Source organism: Kineosporia sp. A_224, assembly GCF_002198655.1.
In the GTDB taxonomy this organism is placed as follows: Bacteria; Actinomycetota; Actinomycetes; order Actinomycetales; family Kineosporiaceae; genus R-H-3.
Window position 1 is genome coordinate 35764 of record NZ_MWLN01000175.1, and the last position, 21689, is coordinate 57452.

Annotated in this window: 17 protein-coding genes; 4 read left to right on the top strand and 13 right to left on the bottom strand. The window is 74.4% G+C overall.

What is annotated here, in order from left to right; all coding sequences use genetic code 11:
* Position 1 precedes the first annotated feature (1 nt).
* The 6 genes from sigM to EDJALFJO_RS17370 all read right to left on the bottom strand — a co-directional run bounded on the left by sigM (position 2) and on the right by EDJALFJO_RS17370 (position 8479).
* Positions 2-622: an RNA polymerase sigma factor SigM gene (gene sigM / locus EDJALFJO_RS17345; RefSeq protein ID WP_088287546.1), complete on the bottom strand. Its 621-nt coding sequence runs from the start codon at positions 620-622 to the stop codon at positions 2-4.
* A gap of 49 nt (positions 623-671) precedes the next feature.
* On the bottom strand, positions 672-2747 hold the full coding sequence (locus EDJALFJO_RS17350) for a protein kinase family protein (RefSeq protein WP_088287510.1): 2076 nt from the start codon (positions 2745-2747) through the stop codon (positions 672-674).
* Positions 2748-2957: 210 nt separating this feature from the next.
* Positions 2958-3329 (bottom strand): hypothetical protein, encoded by a 372-nt coding sequence (locus tag EDJALFJO_RS17355; protein ID WP_088287512.1) that lies wholly within the window; start codon positions 3327-3329, stop codon positions 2958-2960.
* A gap of 55 nt (positions 3330-3384) precedes the next feature.
* A complete protein-coding gene (gene murJ / locus EDJALFJO_RS17360) occupies positions 3385-5490 on the bottom strand; it encodes a murein biosynthesis integral membrane protein MurJ (protein WP_198950393.1) in 2106 nt (701 codons plus the stop codon).
* Positions 5487-7997, bottom strand: coding sequence for a DUF6049 family protein (locus tag EDJALFJO_RS17365; protein WP_088287514.1), 2511 nt, complete (start codon positions 7995-7997; stop codon positions 5487-5489). The genes murJ and EDJALFJO_RS17365 overlap by 4 nt, the downstream gene beginning before the upstream one ends.
* Positions 7994-8479, bottom strand: coding sequence for an NUDIX hydrolase (locus EDJALFJO_RS17370; protein WP_088287550.1), 486 nt, complete (start codon positions 8477-8479; stop codon positions 7994-7996). The genes EDJALFJO_RS17365 and EDJALFJO_RS17370 overlap by 4 nt, the downstream gene beginning before the upstream one ends.
* Positions 8480-8633: 154 nt before the next feature.
* Between EDJALFJO_RS17370 and EDJALFJO_RS17375 the strand changes: the two genes are divergently transcribed.
* Positions 8634-10082, top strand: a complete 1449-nt coding sequence (locus tag EDJALFJO_RS17375) for a CCA tRNA nucleotidyltransferase (protein ID WP_369812548.1) — start codon at positions 8634-8636, stop codon at positions 10080-10082.
* 24 nt (positions 10083-10106) lie between these two features.
* On the opposite strand, the gene EDJALFJO_RS17380 is transcribed toward EDJALFJO_RS17375, so the two are convergent.
* The 3 genes from EDJALFJO_RS17380 to EDJALFJO_RS17390 all read right to left on the bottom strand — a co-directional run bounded on the left by EDJALFJO_RS17380 (position 10107) and on the right by EDJALFJO_RS17390 (position 13618).
* Positions 10107-11162 (bottom strand): GNAT family N-acetyltransferase, encoded by a 1056-nt coding sequence (locus EDJALFJO_RS17380; protein WP_088287518.1) that lies wholly within the window; start codon positions 11160-11162, stop codon positions 10107-10109.
* A complete protein-coding gene (locus EDJALFJO_RS17385; protein WP_088287520.1) occupies positions 11149-12258 on the bottom strand; it encodes a GNAT family N-acetyltransferase in 1110 nt (369 codons plus the stop codon). The genes EDJALFJO_RS17380 and EDJALFJO_RS17385 overlap by 14 nt, the downstream gene beginning before the upstream one ends.
* A 67-nt stretch (positions 12259-12325) precedes the next feature.
* Positions 12326-13618 carry an MFS transporter gene (locus EDJALFJO_RS17390; protein WP_198950394.1) on the bottom strand — a complete coding sequence of 431 codons (1293 nt, stop codon included), beginning with the start codon at positions 13616-13618 and terminating at the stop codon, positions 12326-12328.
* 344 nt (positions 13619-13962) lie between these two features.
* Between EDJALFJO_RS17390 and EDJALFJO_RS17395 the strand changes: the two genes are divergently transcribed.
* Positions 13963-14346 (top strand): hypothetical protein, encoded by a 384-nt coding sequence (locus EDJALFJO_RS17395; protein ID WP_088287522.1) that lies wholly within the window; start codon positions 13963-13965, stop codon positions 14344-14346.
* A 137-nt stretch (positions 14347-14483) separates the two neighbouring features.
* On the opposite strand, the gene EDJALFJO_RS17400 is transcribed toward EDJALFJO_RS17395, so the two are convergent.
* The 4 genes from EDJALFJO_RS17400 to EDJALFJO_RS17415 all read right to left on the bottom strand — a co-directional run bounded on the left by EDJALFJO_RS17400 (position 14484) and on the right by EDJALFJO_RS17415 (position 18739).
* Positions 14484-15557: an inositol-3-phosphate synthase gene (locus EDJALFJO_RS17400; protein ID WP_088287524.1), complete on the bottom strand. Its 1074-nt coding sequence runs from the start codon at positions 15555-15557 to the stop codon at positions 14484-14486.
* 93 nt (positions 15558-15650) lie between these two features.
* Positions 15651-16265: a PadR family transcriptional regulator gene (locus EDJALFJO_RS17405; RefSeq protein ID WP_088287526.1), complete on the bottom strand. Its 615-nt coding sequence runs from the start codon at positions 16263-16265 to the stop codon at positions 15651-15653.
* A 291-nt stretch (positions 16266-16556) separates the two neighbouring features.
* Complete coding sequence (locus EDJALFJO_RS17410; protein WP_088287555.1) at positions 16557-18104, bottom strand: SPFH domain-containing protein; 1548 nt, start codon at positions 18102-18104, stop codon at positions 16557-16559.
* A gap of 146 nt (positions 18105-18250) precedes the next feature.
* Positions 18251-18739, bottom strand: coding sequence for a hypothetical protein (locus EDJALFJO_RS17415; protein WP_088287528.1), 489 nt, complete (start codon positions 18737-18739; stop codon positions 18251-18253).
* Between the two features lie 312 nt (positions 18740-19051).
* Between EDJALFJO_RS17415 and EDJALFJO_RS17420 the strand changes: the two genes are divergently transcribed.
* Both EDJALFJO_RS17420 and EDJALFJO_RS17425 read left to right on the top strand, forming a co-directional pair.
* Positions 19052-21430, top strand: a complete 2379-nt coding sequence (locus tag EDJALFJO_RS17420) for a transglycosylase domain-containing protein (RefSeq protein WP_088287530.1) — start codon at positions 19052-19054, stop codon at positions 21428-21430.
* A gap of 73 nt (positions 21431-21503) precedes the next feature.
* Positions 21504-21689 (top strand): hypothetical protein (locus EDJALFJO_RS17425; RefSeq protein WP_143448628.1); only part of this gene is annotated, 186 nt, incomplete at its 3' end.

Genomic DNA, 21689 nt, shown 5'->3' on the forward strand with positions numbered 1-21689 from the left:
TTCACCAGCCCTTGCCGTCGGTCACCGAGGTCGGAGGCACCGTGTCGCCAGGGGGCGCCTCCGGGTGTGCGACGTGCGGGGCCGGTCCGCGGTTCCCACCGTTCTGGCCGGTCGCGACGGCCCGCTGCGGGCGCAGGATCAGGGCGAGGGCGGCCCGGCCGCGCGAGCAGCGCGACTTCACCGTGCCCTCGGCGACGCCGAGCACCTGGGCGGCCTCGGCGACGGACATGTCCTCCATGTCGACGAGGACGATCGCGGCCCGCTGGGCGGGCGGCAGGGTCGCGAGCGCCGCCCGGACGTCGAGCCGCACCTCGGTCGAGTGGTGGTCGTCACGGCGGTGCGCGACCTCGGTGTCCCCGAGCGGGACGGTGGGGCGGGCCTGCCGGCGGCGCACCCGGTCCAGGCAGGCGTTGACGACGACGCGGTGCAGCCACGTCGTCACGGCCGCCTCGCCGCGGTAGCTGGCCGCGTTGCGGAAGGCCGAGATGAGGGCGTCCTGGAGCGCGTCGGCCGCCTCCTCGCGGTCGCCGAGCGTGCGCATGGCCACGGCCCAGAGCCGGTCCCGGTGCCGGGCGACGAGGACGGCGAACGCCCCTGCGTCGCCGGCCACGTGGTCGGCCATCAGGGCGCGGTCGTCCCGCGGGTCGGTGGTCACGGCCGGGCTCCTCGGGTCACCGCAGCTGGATGTCGGAGACGAACAGCTGCCCCTGGCCGTCGACCTCGGGCAGCCGCGTCACCCACAGGATGAGCCACTGGGAGGCGATCGGGGTGGTCGGCCGGAGCACGGCCCTGCCGTCCGAGATCGGGGCGCTCGCGATGACCGTCGACCCCTCGAAGTCCGGTCCGTCGGCGAGCCTCAGCTCGAGGACGCCGTCGCTGCCCCGGGTGTCGATGTCGACCTCGGTGACGGTCGCGCGCTCCTCGAGCTTGAGCGCGAGCCCGAGGCCGTCCTTGAGGCCGCCGAAGGACTGCGTCTTGTACTGCGAGCTGCGCCAGGCGGTGTCCGGGTCGCCGTCGACGGCGCGGGAGACGAGCGCGTCGTTCTCCTCGTCGTCGCCCAGCGGGTCGAGGGCGCGGACGCCGTCGATGACGGGCGGTGCCGACGACGCCGTCGGGGACGTGGACGGCGAGGGGCTCACCGACGAGGACGGCCCGGAGGACGGCGTGGGCACCGACGGGCCGGACGTCGACGGCACCGGCGTGACGCCGCCGGCCTCGTCGCCGCCGCTGCCGAAGTCGCGCAGCGACCACAGGGCCACGGCGAGCAGCACGACGACGACCCCGGCGACGATCCCGAGGACGAGCCGGGACTGGTCACGGGTCGGCCGGGTCAGCGGTGCGGGCGGCAGGAACGGCCCGAGGTACTCCTCGCCCTCGTCCGCCTTGCCGAAGCCCGTCCACGGACCGCCGCCGCCCGCCGTCCCGACGACCCCGAAGGGCGCGTCGGAGTACGGGTCGGTGCCGTTCGTGGCGTAGCCGTAGCCGGCACCGTTGTCGGCCGCGGGCTGGAAGAGGTCGGCGGCCCGGCGCTGGACCCGCTCGGGGGCGGGCTGCTGCTGGGCGTGCTGGGGCTGCTGCTGGGGCTGCGGCAGCGCCGACGGCCGGGACGCGGCCGGCGCGCTCGGGGCCGCCGAGACCGGCGCCGGCGTCTGCGGCAGCCGGATCTCGGCCGGCGGCGTCTGGACGGCGGCCGGTGCCGAAGGCTGGTGCGCGGCGGGCCGGGCGTGGTGCGGTGCCGGGCGGGAGCGGTCGGGCGACGGCTCCGGGAACGGCGGCACCACGGGACGGCCGCCGGCGGGACGGCGCACCGGCGGCGGTGGCGCCACCGGAGCGGCGGGCCTGGCCGCGGGCCGGACCGGCGGGTGCTGCACCGGCTTGGGGGCCGGGCGCGGCGCGGGCCGGTCCGGGCTGTTCAGCGCGAGGCCGCGCGGGTCGGTGAGCTGGGCGCTGCGGGCCCACGGGGCCAGCTGGTCGGCGAGCTCGGCCGGGGTGCGCGGGCCGTCGTCGTGCGGGCCGAGCGTCACCGAGCACAGCGTGTCGAGGTCGTTGGGGATCCCGGCGACGAGGTCGCCCGGGGCGACCGGCCGGCCGTTGACCCGCGGGGCGGCCCCGAGCGCCGTCGTCTGGTCCCCGGGCCAGCGGCCGGTGATCGCCGCGTAGAGGACGCTGACGAGCCCGACGGTGTCCGCCCGCTCGGCGGCCTGGGACGTCTCGAGCTCGATCCCGGCGACCGAGGCGTCGATCGCCGTCCCGGAGACCTTGACCGACCCGTCGCTCGTGATCCACACCGATCCGGGGTCGAGGCGCATGTGGTGCAGGCCGCGGCTGCCGGCGCGGGCGAGCGCCTGGGACGCCTCGCCGATGATCCGGCGGGCCGTCTCGGCGCGCAGCGGTGCAGCGGCGACGGCGTCGGCGAGGCTGCGGCCGTTGACGTGCTCACTGACGATGTACGTCGCGTGCCCGCGCGGGACGGCCTGCGAGCCGACGTCGAGGATGCGGACCAGGCGGGGGTCCTCGGCGAGGGCCGCGCGCCGCGCGGCGTCGACGATGTCCTCGGACTGGGGGTGGGCCGCGTCGAGCACCCGGACGACGACCGGCCGATCGAGGGTCTGGTCGACGGCACGCCACAGCGACCCGCCGGAGCCGGCCTGGAGCCGCTCCTCGAGTCGGTACCGTCCTGCGAGGACGTATCCCTGGCCGACGCCGTCCAGCCCCGTACTCCCCTCCGAAGACGCCGTCAGCCCCATCCGAAGGCATCCGGCGGCCCCCATGCTAGGCCGACCGGCGCCGTACTGGCACCGTCGAGAGTCCCCGGACGTCGCCGCACGGTGCGCCGGAGACGCTCGGTGGTCGGCGCCTACGCTGCGCGGCCAGCGAATCCGCGGGACGCGTGACGTGGGGTAACGATTGCGGAACGGATCGTGGTGGTCCGGATCCCTGGCTCCCGTGCGCCCGGGTCAGGGCGCCGGGGGTGTGCTCCCGTCGACCTCGACGACCGCGCGGTCCCGCAGCGCGGGCACCCGGGCGAGCAGGTGGGTGCGGGCCGTCCGCCGGACGACGAGGTGCACGCCGCCGTCCGCGTCGACCCGGAAGCTCTCCCGCGGCACGGTCGCCGTCGGGTCGCTCTCGTGCACCCGCACCACGCCGTCCGCGTAGGCGCGCTCGACCGAGCCGGTCCGCGCGAGCGTGCCGCTCGCCCGGGACGCGGCCGCGGCGGCGAGGTCCGCGCCGGAGAGCCGGGTCGCCCCGACCGAGACGGCGTCGAAGCCGACGAGGGACACCGCGGCGAGGGCGACCCCCGCCGTGAGCCAGCCCGTCAGCCCGGTCATGGACGACTGTGTCGGCGCGACACACCTCGGGGTTGAACGGAACCACCCGTGCGGGTCAGCGGCGCCGCAGCCGCCCGACGAACGGCTCGACGAGGTCGTCGAGCTCGCGGACCTGGAGCACCTTGAGCACCGCGACGTACACGACGACCATGACGAGCCCCGCGACGACGAGCCCGAGGGCGACGGCCCCGGCACCCTGGCCGAGCCACGCGAGGACGAACACCTTGACCGACCAGCCGGCGACTGCCGCGAGGGCGGCACCGACGACGAGCCGCACGTGGGTCCGGACGATCTGCGCGACGCCGACCCCGCCGAGATGGACCCGCACCTGGGCCAGCGACATGGTGGCGCCGACGACGAGCGAGAGCGCGAGCGCGGCACCCGCGCCGACGACGATCTGGGCGCCGTCCAGCTGCCAGCGGACGAGCAGCACCCCGCCCACCCACACGAGGGTCTGCACGAGCTGGACGCCGAACGGGGTCTTCGCGTCCTCGTAGGCGTAGAACACCCGCTGCGCCAGGTACTGCGCGGAGTAGGCGACGAGCCCGATGCCCATCGCCGTCGCGGTCCAGCCGATGACGTCGGTCTGCTCCCGGCTGCTCGCGCCGAACATGACGAAGGCGAGGTCCCGGGCGAGCACGAGGAACCCGGCCGCGGCGAGCACGGTCGCGATCCCGACCGTGCGCAGGCCGAGCGACAGGTCGGCGCGGACGTCGTCCCGCCGGCCGTCGGCCGCCGCCCGGGACATCCGGGTGAAGATCGCGGTGACGAGCGAGACGGCGACGAGCGAGTGCGGCAGCACGAAGATCAGGTAGGCGCTGTCGTAGATGATCCGGCCGGCGCCCTTCCCGCCGTTCGTGGCCGCGGCGACACCACCGGCGTTCACCGTCTTCGACGCGACGATGTACCCGAGCTGGGCGACCAGGACGGCGGCGAAGGTCCAGCCGGCGACCGTGCTCGCGGTCCCGAGACCGACGCCGCGCAGGCCCCAGCGGAACCGGAACGTGAAGCCGCTGCGCCGCAGCACCGGCACGAGGACGAGCGCCTGCGAGGCGACGCCGAGGGTCGCCGTCCCCGCGAAGAGCGCGATGAGCCCGGGCGACCACGCCGACATCGGCTGGTCGCCCTTCGGGTCGGCGCCCGCGACGGCGACGAAGCAGAGCACGCCGAGGATCGCCACGACGTTGTTGACGACCGGGGCCCACATGTACGGCCCGAACGAGCCGCGCGCGTTGAGCACCTGCCCGAGCAGCGTGTACAGCCCGTAGAAGAAGACCTGCGGGAGGCACCAGAACGCGAACGCGACGCCGAGCGCGAGCTGCTCGGGCCCCCACTTGTCGGAGTACAGGAGGACGAGCAGGGGTGCCGCCGCGGTGATGAGCAGCGTCGCGACCGCGAGGATGACGACCGACATCGACAGCAGCCGGTCGACGTACTCCCGGCCCGGCTCGCCGCGCTTCATCGCCCGGCTGATCTGGGGCACGAGGACGGCGTTGAGCGCGCCGCCCGCGATGAGGATGTAGAGGTTGTTCGGGATCGTGTTCGCGGTCGTGAACGTGTCACCGACGAGCTCGAGGCCGATCGCCCATGCGACGACGATCGCCCGGGCCATCCCGAGGATCCGCGAGACGAGGGTGCCCGCGGCCATGAGGGCGCTGCTGCGCATGACCGCGGCGGTGGACCCGGCCCCCGCCGCGTCCTGCTGCCCGTCCCGCGCTCCCGGCACTGTCGGTGCTCCGGACGCCTCCGCGTCGCCCGCAACCCCGCCCGGTGCCGGACCGCCTGGTCCGCCCGGTCCGCCTGGTGGTCTCGGCAGCTCGTCGACGCTGGTCGCGGCGCCGGCGGCCCGCAGCGACCGGCGGCTCGGGTACGGCCGGCTGCCGGGGGTGCCGACCGGGCCGGCGGCCGCGACGTGCTCGGCGTAGGCGGTCCGGGCCAGGTCCGACAGGTCGATCCCGGTCGGGATCGTCTCCGGCGGCTGCATGACCGGCGTCGCTCCGGGGGCCGCCGGCGGGAGCGAGACCTCCCAGTCCCATTCCGAGGTCCGCTTGTCGGCGACGTGCCGGCCGCGGCCGCGGGCCCTCGGCGCGCTGCGCTGCACGGGCCCGGTCCACTCGTCCTGGCCCGGGCCGGGTCGCCGGTCGGGTCGTTGGTCGCTCATCGGGCACCGTCCCGGGGGACGACGTCGAGCGGCCGGGCAGCGGGCGGTGCATCGTCCGCCGGGGTGTCGTCCGCCGGGGTGTCGTCCGCCGGGGCGCCGTCCGCCTCGGCGAGCACCCGGCCGGTGTCGTCGACGAGGACGCGCCCGACGTCGTCCGGGTCGGGCACGGTGTCCAGCGGCACCGAGGGCCGGCGGCCGCGACGGACGCCGCGGACCAGGCCGACGACGAGCAGCAGCACGAGGCCGCCGCCGACGACGGCGATGCCGCGGTTCTCCCAGTCGCTGCGCACCCGGACCGGGATCGTCACGGGCTCGGTGACCTGCCGCAGGTCCGGCGTGAGGAGCGTGACGTCGACGTCGACGTCGCCGTCAGCGATGGCCCGCACCGGCACGAGGGCCTGCCGCTGGGCCTTGGCCCCGACGGTCACCGGCACCGCCTCGTCGACGACGAGCCGGCCGGACCGCGGCCGCAGCGCGACGACGACCCGGACGTCGACGTCGAGGTCGTTCTGCACGGTGACAGGCAGGTTGCCGGTCTGCGCCAGCAGGTTCTTCGAGCTCCCGACGGCGACCCGGACCCCGCCGTAGAGCCGGTCGACGGCCCGCCCGAGGTTGCGGGTGCGGGCGTCGAGGCGCTGCGGGTCGCTGCGCCACGCGGTGCCGGCCAGGGAGAGCGACTCGCGCTCGAGCGGCCGGACGACGGGGTCCGGGTCGACGAGCGCGGGGGCGAAGCGGGCCAGCCGGCGGCGGGACGACGCGACGAGCCGCAGCGCGTCGGCGGCGAGCTCGGCCTTGCGCGCGGCGGCGGGGTAGCTCAGGGTGCGGGCGCTCGTCCGGCCCGCGGCCTCGGTCCGCAGGCTGCCGGCCGTGGTGAGCGCGACCCAGGACGTCGACCGCAGCGTCGCGAGCACCTGGGACAGGCTCGAGCCGTCGACCCGCCAGTCCCGGGGGGCGACGACGAGCACGCTGCGCCCGGTGCCGCCGGCCGCCGCGGGGGCGTCGAGCGACTCCCGGGCGGTCGCCGCGAGGTCGGCGACGAGCCGCTGCTGGGCCAGGGCGTCGCCGCCGCGGCCCGCGGCGGCGAACGCCGAGGACATCACGTCGTCCGCGACGAGCCCGCCGACCGTGCCGTCGGTGACCGTGACGCTGCTGCGGGGCAGCGGCGTGACGTCCGGCCCCCCGGTCGAGGGCTGCGCGGCGCCGGCGAGGACGAGGTCGGTGAGCCCGGTGCGGGCGACCAGGTCCGCCGTCGCGCGGTCGGCGAACCCGTCGACGGGCCAGGCGAGGCCGGACGGCAGCGCCGCGCCGAGCGCCGTCCGGGCCGCGCTGTCCCCGGCGGTGAGCGCGGCGGTGAGCAGGTCGGGCTGCTTGGCGCGGGCCAGCGCGGCCAGGTCGGGGTCGCCGAACGGCAGGGCGCGGACGTCCTGCCGGCCGATCGACTCCTTGACCGTCGAGAGCCACTCCTGCGCGCCGGGCACCTGGGCCGAGACGTCCCCGGACGTCGTCCCCGCACCGTCGCCGCCCGTGCCGCCGGCCCCGGCGGACGTCGTGGGCGCGCCGTCCGCGGGGGCCGAGGCCGTGCCGGACGGCGTCGCCGTGGCGGTCCCGGTGCCGGTGCCGTCGTCGTCGGCCCGGCCCGCGCGGTAGGCCGCGAGCAGCAGCGCGGGGTCGACGGCCCAGGTCAGCCCCGGGGTCGTCGCGGCGACCCGGGTCAGCCGGCCGATCCGGCCGGTGGGGGAGAGGTCCTCGAGGGTCTGCGCGTCGGGGGCCGAGACGTCCGGGACCGGGCGGGTGGAGACGAGCGGCACGAGGACGCCGAGCCGCAGCGTCGGCGGGGCCGCCTCGGGGCTCCACACGGTGAAGGTCCGCTGCGCGCCGACCACGCTGCGGCGCCCGGCGGCGTCCGCGCTCGCGGGCGTGCCGGCCCGCACCGCCGCACCGACGAGCTCCACGGTGACGCCGCGCGGCCCGAAGGACGCCGACCCGTCGGGCAGGCCGAACGAGGTGTCGACCTCCTTGCGGGCGGTGAAGGTCGCGGTCGCGCCCGGGGCGAGCCGCCCGGCGATCTTCGTCGTGACGACGATCTTGCCGGGGAACTCGTCGCCCTCGCCCGCGGCCCACGCCTCGATCGCGGCCCGGCTGCGGATCCGCTCGGGCCGGATGTGGACGTCGACGCTCAGCGCCCCGAGCGTCGACCGGGTCGTGTTGCGCACCGTGCCGGTCACCGTGAGCACGGCCCCGGGCACAAGGGTGCCCGGGGTGAGACCGGTGACCGTGACGGCGCCGTCGCCCGTGGACGTCGCGGACCGCTGCGGCGCCGCGTCGGCGATCGCGGCGGCGGCCGGCGGCGGTTCGGTGAACGGGGTCGCCAGGGCGGCGCCGGGGGAGGCCGCGGCCAGCACCGTCGCGACGGCGCCCGCCGCGGCGGCCAGCACCCGGACCAGACCCGGCAGACCCGGCGGCCCCGGGGTCCGGACGGCGGCGCCGGTCACCGCGGGGGCGTTCACGCGGTGTCCGCGAGGCGCGCGGTCGCGGCCCGCGCGATCTTGCGTTCGTTGGGGAACTCGAGCACGCGCCCGAGGTCGTCGAGCGCCACCCAGGCGACGTCGACCGCCTCCCGGTCCGGGTCGCCCTCGACCGTCAGCTCACCGCCGGTGGCCTCGAGGAGGTAGTGGTGGACCCGCTTGTGGATCCGCCGGCCCTCGGCGGAGAACCAGAAGTCGATCGTCCCGAGCGCGCAGATCAGCCGGCCGTGGATGCCGGTCTCCTCGGCGATCTCCCGGACGGCGGCCTGCTCGGGCGTCTCGCCGTCCTCCAGGTGGCCCTTGGGCAGGCACCACTCGACCCGGCCGGCCCGGTTGACCCGGGCGATCACGGCCGCGCACGGCCGGGCGCGCGCGAGGTCCACGACGAGGCCGCCCGCGGAGAGCTCCTCGACCGTCGGCATCGACCGTCGCTGGTCGCGCGAGGGCCGGGACGGTCGGGACATGCCCTTCACTGTAATGGGGCACCCCCTTCACCCGGCCGCCCCCGAAGGTCTGCCGCGACCGATCCTGCGACCGGTCCGCAGGAATCCGGTCAGGGACGGGCGCCGGGATCTGGCAGGCTTGACGGTCGTGCCGCCGTCCCCGTCCCTGCTGCTCGTGCCGTCGTCCGTCGACGAGGCACGGCGCCGGCTCGCGGCCGCCCTCCTCGTGCTCGACCCGGTCGTCGGCGAGCTCGGCGTGCTCTTCGAGCGGGCGGGCCACCGGCTGGCCCTCGTCGGCGGCCCGGTGCGGGACGCCGTCCTCGCCCGCAGCTCGCCCGACCTCGACTTCACGACCGACGCCCGCCCGGACGACACGATCGCCGTCCTCAAGCGGTGGGGCGACGCCCACTGGGACATCGGCAAGGAGTTCGGCACGATCGGCGCCCGCAAGGGCGACGTCATCGTCGAGGTGACGACGTACCGGTCCGAGGAGTACGACCCGACGTCCCGCAAGCCCCAGGTCGTGTTCGGCGACTCCCTCGAGGGCGACCTGCGCCGCCGCGACTTCACCGTCAACGCGATGGCCGTCGAGCTGCCGTCGATGACGTTCGTCGACCCGCACGACGGCCTCGCCGACCTCGTCGCCCGCCGGCTGCGCACCCCCGGGACCCCGCAGGAGTCGTTCGGCGACGACCCGCTGCGGATGATGCGGGCCGCCCGGTTCGCCGCCCAGCTCGGCTTCGCCGTCGACCCGGACGCCGTCCGCGCGATGCACGACATGGCCGACCGCCTGACGATCGTCGCCGTCGAGCGCTCGCGGGTGGAGCTGGAGAAGCTGCTGCTGGCGCCCGACCCGCGCCCGGGCATCGAGCTGCTCGTCGACACCGGGCTGGCCGCGCACGTCGTCCCCGAGGTGGGGGCGCTCAAGCTCGTCGTCGACGAGCACCACCGGCACAAGGACGTCTACGAGCACTCGCTCACCGTGCTCGCCCAGGCGATCGCCCTCGAGGACGGCCCGGACGGCGCCGTGCCCGGCCCGGACCTCGTGCTGCGGCTCGCGGCGCTGCTCCACGACATCGGCAAGCCGGCGACGCGGCGGTTCGAGGAGGGCGGCGGGGTCTCCTTCCACCACCACGAGATCGTCGGCGCCAAGCTCACCGCGAAGCGGCTCAAGGCGCTGCGGTTCGACAAGGAGACGGTCAAGGACGTCGCGCGCCTCGTCGAGCTGCACCTGCGGTTCCACGGCTACGGCGAGGGCGCCTGGACCGACTCCGCCGTCCGCCGCTACGTCACGGACGCAGGCCCGCTCCTCGACCGGCTCCACAGGCTGACCCGTTCGGACTGCACGACGCGCAACCGGCGCAAGGCCGCCCGCCTCGCCGGCGCCTACGACGACCTCGAGGCCCGGATCGCCGCCCTGCGCGAGCAGGAGGAGCTCGACTCGGTCCGCCCCGACCTCGACGGCAACGCGATCATGGAGGTCCTCGGGATCGGCCCGGGCCGCGACGTCGGCCGGGCCTGGACCTTCCTCAAGGAGCTGCGGCTCGACCGCGGGCCGCTCGACCCCGACGAGGCGCGCACGCTCCTCGTCGAGTGGTGGAAGACCCAGCAGCCGACCGGCTGACCGCCGGCCGGCCGCCCGCCGGCCTCAGCCGAGCGTCTTCTCCCAGCACGTCTCCCGGGCCACGGGCCGGAACCCCATCGCGAGGTTCACCCGGAGCATCGGGGCGTTGGACGCCGCGTTGTACGTCGTGATCCGCCGGACCTGCGGGAACCGCTCGACGGCCGCGCGCAGGTTGGCGGCCTTGATCGCCATCCCGAGCCGGTGGCCGCGGTGCTCCCGGAGCACGAGGGTGTTCCACTGGTAGGCGTGCTCCTGGGCGGCCGACGGCACCCCGATCTGGGTGAACGCCACGAGCCGGCCGGACGGCACGTGGAGCACGGCCGTGTCGACGACCGCCCGGCCCTGGGCGGTGGCGGTGCCCTCCCAGGCCCGGACCCGCTCGGCGTCCCAGCGCTGCTCCTCGGACGTCATGTCGCCGGTCGGGGCGTCCGTGCTCATCCGGCGCTGGAGGTGGGCGCGCTCCTCGAGCCAGGCGTGCGGCTCGCGGTCCCACCACCACGTGACGAGCCGGTAGTCGGGGTCGAGGTGGTCACCGGCCTCCGCGTCGAGCGGTGCGAGCGCCCGGTCGAGGGCGGTGGCGTCGTCCGGGTCGAGGTCGAGGTCGCTGCGCAGGCTCGGCAGCGTCGACCGGTAGCCGTGCCGGGTCGCGAACGCGGTCGTCGGGTCCTCGTCGCCCTCGCCGGCGGGCAGCAGCTCCCAGGCCTGGACGACGCCCCGTCCGGTCTCGCGGACGATCGCCTCGGCGTGCTCCAGGAGCCGGGTGCCGACACCCTGCCGGCGGTGCCCCGGCGCGACGCTCAGCCCGACGTCGGCGACGTCGAGGTTGTCGTGCCGGGAGAAGGTCAGCCCCCACGTCGCGACCGGCTCGCCGTCGACGAGCCCGACGCCGATCCGCTTGTCGTGCGCGGCGTCGGTGCGGACCCACGCGAGGACCTCGTCGGCCGTCCGGGCGCCGTGCCGGTCGCCGAGGAGCAGTCGCGCCGACGCGACGTCGGCGGCGTCGTGGGCCCGGCGGTAGAGCGCCGCGTCCTCCTCGCGGTCGACGTCGAGCTCGGCGATCGTCAGGTCACTCGTGAGCATGGGTGCCCGTCCTCTTCTCCCAGCACGTCGTCCGCAGCACCGGGCGGAACCCCATCGCGCGGTTGACGCGCAGCATCGGTGCGTTCGACTCGGCGTTGTACGTGGTCACCCGGCGCAGCCCGGACGTCCGTGCGGCGAGCGCCCGCAGGTTCGCGGCCTTGATCGCCATCCCGAGCCGCTGCCCGCGGTGCTCGCGGAGCACCAGGGTGTCCCACTGGAACGCGTGGTCCGGCAGGTGCTTGGGGACGGCGAGCACGGTGAACGCGACGAGCCGCCCGGAGGGCACGTGCACGGCGGCGGTCTCGACGACGGTCTTGCCCTGCGCCTGGCTGATCGCCTCGTTCTCCCGGACCCGGGCGCCGTCCCAGCGCTCCTCCTCGATCGTCATGTCGCCGGCCGGGGCGTCGGTGCTCATCCGCTGGATCAGGTAGGCGCGGTCGTCGAGGTACTCGTCCGGTACGGCGTTCCACCACGTGACGAGCCGGTACTGCCCGTCGGCGCTCACCAGGCGGTCTGTCGCGGCGTCGAAGCGGCCGGCGGTCTCGGCGTCGAGCGGGGCGAGCGCCCGGGCGAGGCCGTCCGGCCCCGGGTCGAGGTCGAGGTCGTTGCGCAGGCTCGGCAGGGTCGAGGTGTACCCGTGCCGGGTGGCGAACGGGGTCGTCGGGTCCTCGACGGCCGGGTCGACGGCGGTGCCCTGCCAGGTCTGGACGACGGACCGGCCCGCGGCGCGGACGAGCGCCTCGGTGTGCTGCACCAGGATGCTGCCGATGCCCCTGCGACGGTGCTCCGGGTGCACGGTGACGTCGACGAAACCGATGTCGAGGTTGTCGTGGACCGTGAGCTCGACGAGCCAGGTGCCTACCGGTGAGCCGCCGTCGTCGAGGGCGACGCCGCGGGTCGTGCGGTAGCTCGTGGTCTCGCGCTCGGAGACGAGGGTGTCCTCGGCGGAGCGCGGTGCGGACCGGTCGCCGAGCAGGTGCCGGTCGGCGACGAGGTCGACCTCCCCGTACGCCCGGTGGAAGAGGACGACGTCCGCCGGGTCGTCGAGGTCGAGCGTGCGGAGGGTCACGGCACCGCGCCGGGTCGTCGTGGACATCCCCCCAGTCCAGCACCGGGCATATCGGACCCGCCACGGGTTTTCCGCCCGGCGGCCCGGGCGCCGCTCACCGGCGCCGGTGGAACCGGCCGTAGAGCACGGCGGTGAGCGCATAGAGCAGCGTGATCCCGACGTAGACCCCCGGCGAGTACCCGTCGGCCGGCAGCACGGTGGCGCAGACCGCGGCGGAGACGACCGACGCGACGTTGAACACGACGTCGTAGAACGACATGACCCGGCCGCGGAAGGCGTCCTCGACGCTGCCCTGGACGATCGCGTCGACGCAGATCTTCGCGCCCTGCGCCGCGGTGCCGAGGACGAAGGCGCCGACGAGGGCGGTCGTCACGTCGAGGAAGACGACGAACGTCGCCTCGACGAGGGCTGCGGCGACGAGGCAGACGACGATCCACGTCTCCATCCGCATCCGCCGGGTCGCGACCGGCGTCACGAGGGCCGCGACGAAGAACCCGACCCCGGACGCGACGAAGATCGACGCGAGCAGCGCCGCGCCGGCGTCGGTGTCCGCCGGGTCGGTGAAGTAGTTGCGGCACAGCAGGATGATGACGACGGTCGTCGCGCCGTAGGCCAGCCGGTGGCCGCCGATCGCGGCCAGCGCCAGCGTCGGGCGGCGCTTGTGCCGCAGGTAGTGCAGGGCCTCGACGAACCCGCGCGCGACCCCGGCCGCCGCCTCGGCGACGTCGTGCCACGGCAGCCGGCGCGCGCCGTCCGGCCCGAGCAGGTCCTTGTCCATGAGCCGCGCGACCTGGGACGCCGCAGCGAACCCCGCCGCCGCGAGGAGGAGGATCACCGCGTCGGTGCCGTTGCCGGGGGAGAGCGCGAGCCGGACGCCGACCCCCACCCCGCCGCCGAGCAGCGCGGCGAGCGTGCCGCTCGTCGGGGAGACCGCGTTCGCCATGACGAGCTCGTCCTCGGGGACGACGTGCGGCAGGCTCGCGCCGAGCCCGGCGAGGATGAACCGGTTGACGGACAGGCACACGAGGACGGCCACGTAGAGCGGCACCCCGACGACGCCGGCACCGACGAGCGCGGCGACCCCGACGACGAGCGCGGCCCGCACGAGGTTCGCCACGACGAGCACCTGCCGGCGGCGCCAGCGGTCGAGGAGCACCCCGGCGAACGGGCCGACGAGGGTGTACGGCAGGACGGCCACCGCGAACGCGGTCGCCACCGCACCGGCTGTCGCGGCCCGCTCGGGGGAGAAGAAGAACAGGCTCGCGAGCCCGGCCTGGAACGCGCCGTCCGCGGCCTGGGAGACGAGGCGGGTCGCGAACAAGCGGCGGAAGTCCCTGCCCCGCAGGACGATCCGGAGGTCGCCCAGGTAGGTCCCGCCGGTCGTCACGGGGGCAAGGCTAGATCCCTGCGCACCGTGACGACGACGGCAGGGCGCCCAGATCGGCCCCTCAGAGGTAGATCACCGTGCATATCGAGAGCGATCTCCCTCTGAGGGGCCGGAAAGGGGGTGTCAGGCGGGCTGGAGCCCGGCCTCCGCACCGGTCCGCGTCCACCTGGTCCTGCGTGAACGTCGATGTCCGGGAAGTGACCTCTCCAGCTACGTCTGCATGTCGTGGCTCACCGTCAGCGTGCTCGCTCTGCGGAGCCGTCGGTGTCCAGGTGCCCATCGGCGCTCAAGACGGCCACCGTCGCACCCGACCTCCCCGGTAGACCGGGAGGAGAGGAGCACCGATGGCGGCGACCTGTGAGTGGCGCGAGCACGACGGTGTCCGCTACCTGTTCCTGTGCCCCGCCGGGTCCGGCCGGGAGCAGCTCGCCGAGCTGGTCCGCGACCTGAGCGTCCTCCTGCGCGAGGAGCCGCCCGGCCTGGTCCGGCTGCTCATCGACCTGCGGCCCCTCGGCCGGTACGTCCCCGCCCCGGGCGAGCTCGCGGAGTACAAGCGGATCCAGCACGGGCTGCTGCAGACCCACACGTTGCGGGCCGGTCTCGTCGGCGTGACCGGTCTCAACGCCGCCGTGATGCGGGGCATGAGCGCGATGAGCGGGCGGATCACGCTGCTGGGCGTACCGACCCTCGAGCGCGGGATCGAGTTCGTCGCCCGCGACGCGCACTGAGCGCCGCGCCCTCCGCCCGGTGTGAACCGGCACCGGCGGCCCGCGGTGCCTCGGCATGACGACCCGGCTCGGGCACCTGCCGCCGCCGGCGCGGCACCCGGGTGGGTGCCGCGCCGCCGGCGGTGGTGCGTCGGGGCTCAGCCCTCGTTGCGGATGAACGCCTCGAGCTTCTCGCGGCCCTCACGGTCCTCGATCTGCACCGGCGGCGACTTCATGAGGTACGCCGACGCGGAGATGACCGGACCGCCGACGCCGCGGTCCTTGGCGATCTTCGCGGCGCGCAGCGCGTCGATGATGACGCCGGCCGAGTTCGGGGAGTCCCACACCTCGAGCTTGTACTCGAGGTTGAGCGGGACGTCGCCGAACGCGCGGCCCTCGAGGCGGACGTACGCCCACTTGCGGTCGTCGAGCCACTGCACGTAGTCCGACGGGCCGATGTGCACGTTCTTCGCGCCGAGGTCGTGGTCGAGGTTGCTCGTCACGGCCTGCGTCTTGGAGATCTTCTTCGACTCGAGACGGTCGCGCTCGAGCATGTTCTTGAAGTCCATGTTGCCGCCGACGTTCAGCTGGTACGTCCGGTCGAGGACGACGCCGCGGTCCTCGAACAGACGCGCCATGACGCGGTGCGTGATCGTCGCGCCGACCTGGCTCTTGATGTCGTCACCGACGATCGGGACGCCGGCGTCCTCGAACTTCTTGGCCCACACCGGGTCCGACGCGATGAAGACGGGCAGCGCGTTGACGAACGCCACCTTCGCCTCGATGGCGCACGTCGCGTAGAACTTCGCCGCGGCCTCGGAACCGACGGGCAGGTAGCAGATGAGGACGTCGACCCGCTGGTCGCGCAGCACCTGCACGACGTCCACCGGCTCCTCGTCGGACTCGGTGATCGTCTCGCGGTAGTACTTGCCGAGGCCGTCGAGGGTGTGGCCGCGCTGCACCGGCACGCCGAGCGGCGGCACCTCGCAGATCTTGATCGTGTTGTTCTCGCTGGCGCCGATGGCCTCGGACAGGTCCAGGCCGACCTTCTTGCCGTCGACGTCGAACGCGGCGACGAACTCGATGTCGCTCACGTGGTACTCGCCGAACGTCACGTGCATGAGGCCGGGCACGGAGCCCGCCGGGTCGGCGTCCCGGTAGTAGTGCACGCCCTGGACGAGCGACGCGGCGCAGTTGCCGACGCCGACGATGGCGACGCGGACGGATCCCATGTGGTGCTCCTCTTCTGGTGCGGGTCCCCACTCGGTGGGTGAGTGGGCGGGGGCGCAGGCCCGTGCGCCTGGTGGGCGCCCGGGCACGAACGGTCAGGTGGGCGGTACCGCCCTGGGGTCGGACGGATCCGGCTTGTCGGGGTCGTCGAGGTGCGTCATGTTGCTCGCGCGCTCGGAGTCGATGAGCTCGCTGAGCCAGCGCACCTCGTGCTCGACCGCCTCCTCGCCGAGGGACTTCAGCGCGAGGGTGTACTCGTCGAGGCGCTCGCGGTTGCGCAGCCTGGCCTGCCGCGCGGTCTCCATCCGCTCGGTGAGCCGCAGCCGGCGGTTCTCCAGGATGCGAAGCCGGGTCGCGGCGTCCGTGCGGGCGAAGAACGCGAAGTGGACGTCGAACGTGCCGTCCTCCCACGCGTCCGGGCCGGGGGAGGAGACGAGGGCCTGGAAGTGCTCCTTGCCCTCGGCGGTGATCTCGTAGACGATCCGCGCCCTTCGGCCGAGGGTCGGGCCGTCGACCTCGGTCGCCGCGCTCTCCCGGATCCAGCCCCGCGTCAGCAGGGTGCGCAGCGCGGGGTAGAGCGTCCCGAAGGACAGCGCCGCGAAGACGCCGAGCCGGTCGTTGAGCCGCTTGCGCAGCGCGTAGCCGTGCAGCGGGGACTCCTGGAGCAGCCCGAGGACGGCGAGCTCGAGGACGTCGGACCTGCGGGCCACCGTTCCTCCTCCGCTCGTCGCCGGACCAGTCGTCAGGTCTGTCGTCGTGCACGTCACGTGGCGACCGTCTGGTGATCCGGCGCACGTGATGTTTCACTGCTGGTCACACGCTCGGACCTGACAAGCGTGCATCCATGTCTGCATCGCCATGATGTATCGGCTCGATATATCTGTCCAGTCGACCGGGCTGTGAACCGCGCCATGACGCGACGAGGCCCGGACGGCGGACCGTCCGGGCCTCGTGGGTGTGTGCGGCGCTGCGGGTGCTGCGGGGTGCTGCGGGCTCGCGCGTCAGTCGGTCGGCGGCTTCTCGGCCCCCAGCGCCTGGCCGGCCACCGAGCCGTTCGTGCCCGTCGTCCCGGGAGCGACGCCGGACGCGGCACCCGCCGCGGCCCCGGCGAACTTCTGGACGATCTGCCCGAGGTCCAGGCCCGTCGTCGTCTTGAGCATCGCGAGGGTCTGGGTCAGGTTGTCGGCGACCTGTCGGGGGAGCGCGGCGGCGCCGTCCGTCGAGAGCACCGTGAGCGAGTCGATCGCGGCCATCGGGGACGCCACCTCCTTGGCGACCTTCGGCAGCACCTCGACGAGCATCTGGAGGACGGCGGCCTCGTTGTACCGCCCGTACGCCGTCGCCTTCTTCTCCATGGCCTCGGCCTCGGCGTTCCCGCGCGCGAGGATCGCTGCGCCCTCCGCCTCGCCCTCGGCCCGCAGGGCGTCGGCCTCGGCGACCCGGCGGGCCTTCTCGGCGTCACCGCGCCGCGCACCCTCGATCGCCTCGGCGTCGGCGAGCGCCGTCCGGCGGGCCTTCTCGGCCTCACCGGTGATGCGCGCCTTCTCGGCGTCCGCCTGCGCGGCCGCGATGGCCGCGGTCTTGCGGGCGTCGGCGTCCGCGATCGCCGAGCTGCGGCGCGCCTCGGCCTCCTGCTCGACCTTGTACCGCTGGGCGTCGGCAGGCTTGCGCACCTGGGTGTCGAGCTCGCGCTCGGTGAGGGCGGCCTGCCGGACGGCGACCTTCTCCTGCTCGGCGAGGATCGCCTGGTCGCGCTCGGCGCGCGAGAGCGGGCCGGCCGCTGCGGCCTGGGCCTGGGCGGCGTCCGTCTCGGCCTTGATCTCGGCCTGCTTGAGGGCGAGCGCGCGCTGCGCGACGGCGATCTCCTGCTCGGCGATGATCCGGGCCTGCTCGGCAGCCCGACGGGCCCCCGCCTCGGCGACGGCTGCCTCCTGCTGGATCCGGGCCGCCTCGGGCCGCCCGAGGTCCATGAGGTAGGAGCCGTCGTCCGTGATGTCCTGGATCTGGAAGGTGTCGAGCACGAGGCCCTGCCCGGTGAGGGACGCCTCCGACTCGTCCGCGACGCGCTGGGCGAAGGCGCCCCGGTCCCGGATGATCTGCTCGACGGTGAGGCCGCCGACGATCGAGCGCAGCGCACCGGCGAGCACCTCGGTCGTGAAGGACTCGATGTCGGCCTGCTGCGTGAGGAACCGTTGCGCGGCGGCACGGATCGAGTCGACGTTGCCACCGACCTTGACGATCGCGACGCCCTCGAGGTTGAGCTTGACGCCCTGGCCGGAGACGGCGCCGCGGATCTGCACCGGGATCCGCCGGCTCGACAGGTCGAGGGTGTAGCGGCGCTGCACGAAGGGCAGCACGAAGACCCCGCCGCCCATGACGACCTTCTGGCCGGACAGGTCGGTGGAGACCGCTCCCGTGTCGGCGTTGCGCACCTCCTTGCCGCGCCGACCGGTGATGATGAACGCCTCGTTCGGGCCGGCCACCTTGTACCGCTGGGTGACGAGCGCGACGACGAGGATGAGCAGGACGGCGATGCCGAGGACCGACATCACGGCCGACGACCCGAACAGGTCCACCCGAGCCTCTTCCTTGGGCCGCGTTCCTGCGGCCCGTCACGCGCCGGAGGACCTCCCCCCGGCGGTTCCTTGCTGTGTCTCGCTTCCTGCGCGGCCGCCCGGCGGCGACCGCTGCCCGGCTACGCCCGGCGGACGACCATGACGGACGTCGGCGACAGGGTCGCGGTGACGCGCACCGGCGTCCCGACGAGGAGCACCTCGTCGGCGCGGGCGTTGAGCTTGGTGAGGTGCCCCGCCACGGTCACGCTGACCTCGCCGTACCCCTGCGACGGCACCTGTGTGACAACGGTTCCGGGCAGGCCCAGGAGATCGGTGCCGGTCGGCGTCGCGTCCGTGCGCGAGCGGGTCAGGCCGCGTGTCAGCCAGCCCGCGACACCCCCGACGAGCGCGCCGGCGACGACGCCCACGCCGGTCGCGCCGGCCGTGCCGAGGCTGCCTACCGCGACGGAGCCCGCGAACCCGAAGGCAGCGAGGAAACCGGCGACGACGGCGGTCGAGAGGACGTCACCGGGCAGGGCGTCGAAGAGGCCGTCGAAGATCTCGCCGACGACGACCGACGCCACGAGCAGCACCAGGCCCACGGCGCCGACGACGATGAACAGGGTCATGCGCTGTGATCGTACGCAGGGCCCGCGTGGTTCCACGGTGATCCGCGGAACCTGCCGGTGCCGCGCCCCGGAAGGGGCCGACGAGCACGCCCCGTGATCGTTCGATGACACTCGGCGGTGCAACCTCGGAGGCCCGCGGGGCGTCCTCCGTGGGCAGGGCATGCTCTGACGTGCACGTTTCGATGCCGCCGGGGGAGTGTGCCCATACTGGGCGGGCACGTGACCGGCCCGGCAACGGTGCCCCACGACGGGCCCCACGGGGGGAGACCGGCGGCGAGGACCGACAGACGGACGACAGAAGGATCAGACATCGTGGCACGGCCCTCCGGCCGACGAGGCGTCTCCCGGGACTTCCCGGGCGGCACCCCCACCCGGGGCAACGCCGGGTATGGCGCCCCCCAGTACGTCGACCCGCGCGGCCGTCAGGGCCTCGGTGGTCCCCCCGGCCGGTCGCCGCAGGGCGGCCGGACGCCGACCGGCAGGACCGGCCGGCCGGGCGGGAAGCCGCCGCGCAGGCGGTTCGTCGACTACCCGCGGCAGGCCCGCCGCGGCTTCACGCGATGGATCCCGTCGTGGAAGCTCGTCGGCTCGCTGCTCCTCGCCGGGACGGCGCTCGTGCTGGGCATGTTCTTCGTCGCCTACGCCTCGACGCCGATCCCTGACGGCAAGCAGAGCGCGACCTTCCAGACGTCGACGGTCTACTTCCGGGACGGCTCGGTGCTCGGCCGCTTCCAGGAGGAGAACCGCACCCTCGTCACGATCAAGCAGGTCCCCGACTCGCTGAAGTACGCCGTCTACGCCTCCGAGGACCGGACCTTCGAGAGCAACAGCGGCATCTCGGTCCCGGGCATGGTCCGGGCGCTGCTCAACAACGCGCAGGGCGGCTCGCTGCAGGGCGGCTCGACGATCACCCAGCAGTACGTGAAGAACTACTACCTGAGCTCGGACCGCACCTACACCCGCAAGGTGAAGGAGCTGTTCATCTCGCTCAAGGTCGGCCGCAAGTTCACCAAGGACCAGATCCTCGAGGGCTACCTCAACACGATCTACTTCGGCCGCGGCGCGAACGGCGTGCAGGCCGCCTCGAAGGCCTACTTCGGCAAGAACGTCGACAAGCTCACGGTCAGCGAGTCGGCCTACCTCGCGGGCATCATCAACGGCCCGGAGCTCTACGACCCGCTGGACGGCGGCGACTCCAAGCCGCGGGCCAAGGAGCGCTGGCAGTTCGTCGTCGACGGTCTCGTGTCCGAGGGCCGGATCAGCGCCGACGAGGCCGCGAAGCTCAAGTTCCCCAAGATCATCAAGTACAAGCCGTCGACGACCCCCGCCGGCTACCGCGGCTACCTGCTCGCCATGGTGCGCAAGGAGGCCGCGGCGGTCCGCACGAGCGAGTACCCGAACGGCATCGACGGCAAGACCCTCGACACCGGCGGCTTCGACATCTACACGACGTTCGACAAGAAGCTCATGGACGACGCCGTCAAGGCCGTCGACGAGACGCTCCCGGCGAAGAAGTCGTGGCCGAAGGGCACCCGGATCTCGATGGCGACGATCGACGTCGCGACCGGTGAGGTCCGCTCGATCTACGGCGGCGAGGACTTCCTCGAGCGGCAGCAGAACGGCGCGACGCAGGACATCATGCAGGCCGGCTCGACGGCCAAGCCGTTCGCCCTCCTCGCCGCGCTGCGCGGCAAGCAGACGATCGGGGCCTGCAAGCCCCGGATCGACGAGGAGACCGCGATCAACCTCGACAGCCGGTTCGACGGTCGCAGCCCGCAGGACTTCAAGGGCTACGAGCGGCCGGTGCGCAACTTCGGCAACAGCCAGTACGGCTTCATCGACCTGCGCAAGGCGACGGCGAGCTCGGTGAACACCGTCTACGTCGCCCTCAACAAGGAGGTCGGCCCGGCGCAGACCCAGGACGCCGCGGTGTGCGCCGGCCTCCCGAGGACGACGAACGGGCTCGAGCCCAACCTCGCCAACGTCCTCGGCACCTTCTCGCCGCACCCGATCGACATGGCGCACGCCTACTCGACGATCGCGAACAACGGCCGGCGGACGACGCAGCACTCGCTCGTGAAGATCGTCGCGCACCAGACGAAGAAGCAGGTCTACAGCTTCAAGGGCAAGCCGCAGCCGGTCTTCGACCCGAACGTCACGGCGAACGCGATCGAGGCGATGGAGCAGGTCGTCAAGCGCGGCTCGGGCACCTACGCCCTGCAGCTCGGCCGCCCGGTCGCCGGCAAGACCGGTACCTCGTCGAGCAACATGTCGGCCTGGTTCACCGGCTTCACCCCGCAGCTCGCCACGTCGGTCGCGATGTACCGAGAGTCCGAGGAGGGCACCCCGGTCGAGCTCGACGGCTTCGGCGGCTTCGGCGAGATCACCGGCGGGTCGTTCCCGGTTCGGGTCTGGACCGACTTCATGTCCCAGGCGCTCGACGGCCAGCCGGTCAAGCAGTTCCCGGACGCCAAGCCGATCGGGCAGAAGATCAACCCGGCGCCGCCCTCGACGCCGACGGCGACGGATCCGGGCACGCAGTCGCCGACGGCGACGCCCACCCAGACCCAGACCCCGACGCCGACGCTCACCGAGAGCCCGACGACCGAGCCGACCCCGACCCGGCCCACCCGGACGAGGCCGACCAGGACGGGCACGCCCACGGTCGCGGTGGGCACCCAGAGCCCGTGACCGGACCGGTGGCCGGGGCACAGCCCTGCCCGAGGCGCGCCCCGGGGGAGGCCCGGCCGGGCATGATGGCCCGGTGACCGCACCCGACGCGCCCGCGGACGGGCCGCACGCCGACCGGCCGGGCGGCGCCGCGCCGTCCGCCGAGGAGCTGTTCAGCACCCTCGGCACGGCGGCGATCGACCTCCCGGACGCCGGCCGGCACGCGCCCGCGCACACCCGCGGGACGACGGCCCTCGCCGGCCCGGCGCCGGTGCCCCCG

Excerpts from the sequence above, each read along its gene's own strand:
- EDJALFJO_RS17380 (WP_088287518.1), bottom strand. The coding sequence starts at position 11,162 with ATGCTCACGAGTGACCTGACGATCGCCGAGCTCGACGTCGACCGCGAG.
- EDJALFJO_RS17395 (WP_088287522.1), top strand. The coding sequence starts at position 13,963 with ATGGCGGCGACCTGTGAGTGGCGCGAGCACGACGGTGTCCGCTACCTG.
- EDJALFJO_RS17355 (WP_088287512.1), bottom strand. The coding sequence starts at position 3,329 with ATGACCGGGCTGACGGGCTGGCTCACGGCGGGGGTCGCCCTCGCCGCG.
- murJ (WP_198950393.1), bottom strand. The coding sequence starts at position 5,490 with ATGAGCGACCAACGACCCGACCGGCGACCCGGCCCGGGCCAGGACGAG.
- sigM (WP_088287546.1), bottom strand. The coding sequence starts at position 622 with ATGGCCGACCACGTGGCCGGCGACGCAGGGGCGTTCGCCGTCCTCGTC.
- EDJALFJO_RS17410 (WP_088287555.1), bottom strand. The coding sequence starts at position 18,104 with ATGTCGGTCCTCGGCATCGCCGTCCTGCTCATCCTCGTCGTCGCGCTC.
- EDJALFJO_RS17370 (WP_088287550.1), bottom strand. The coding sequence starts at position 8,479 with ATGTCCCGACCGTCCCGGCCCTCGCGCGACCAGCGACGGTCGATGCCG.
- EDJALFJO_RS17385 (WP_088287520.1), bottom strand. The coding sequence starts at position 12,258 with ATGTCCACGACGACCCGGCGCGGTGCCGTGACCCTCCGCACGCTCGAC.
- EDJALFJO_RS17415 (WP_088287528.1), bottom strand. The coding sequence starts at position 18,739 with ATGACCCTGTTCATCGTCGTCGGCGCCGTGGGCCTGGTGCTGCTCGTG.
- EDJALFJO_RS17400 (WP_088287524.1), bottom strand. The coding sequence starts at position 15,557 with ATGGGATCCGTCCGCGTCGCCATCGTCGGCGTCGGCAACTGCGCCGCG.
- EDJALFJO_RS17350 (WP_088287510.1), bottom strand. The coding sequence starts at position 2,747 with ATGGGGCTGACGGCGTCTTCGGAGGGGAGTACGGGGCTGGACGGCGTC.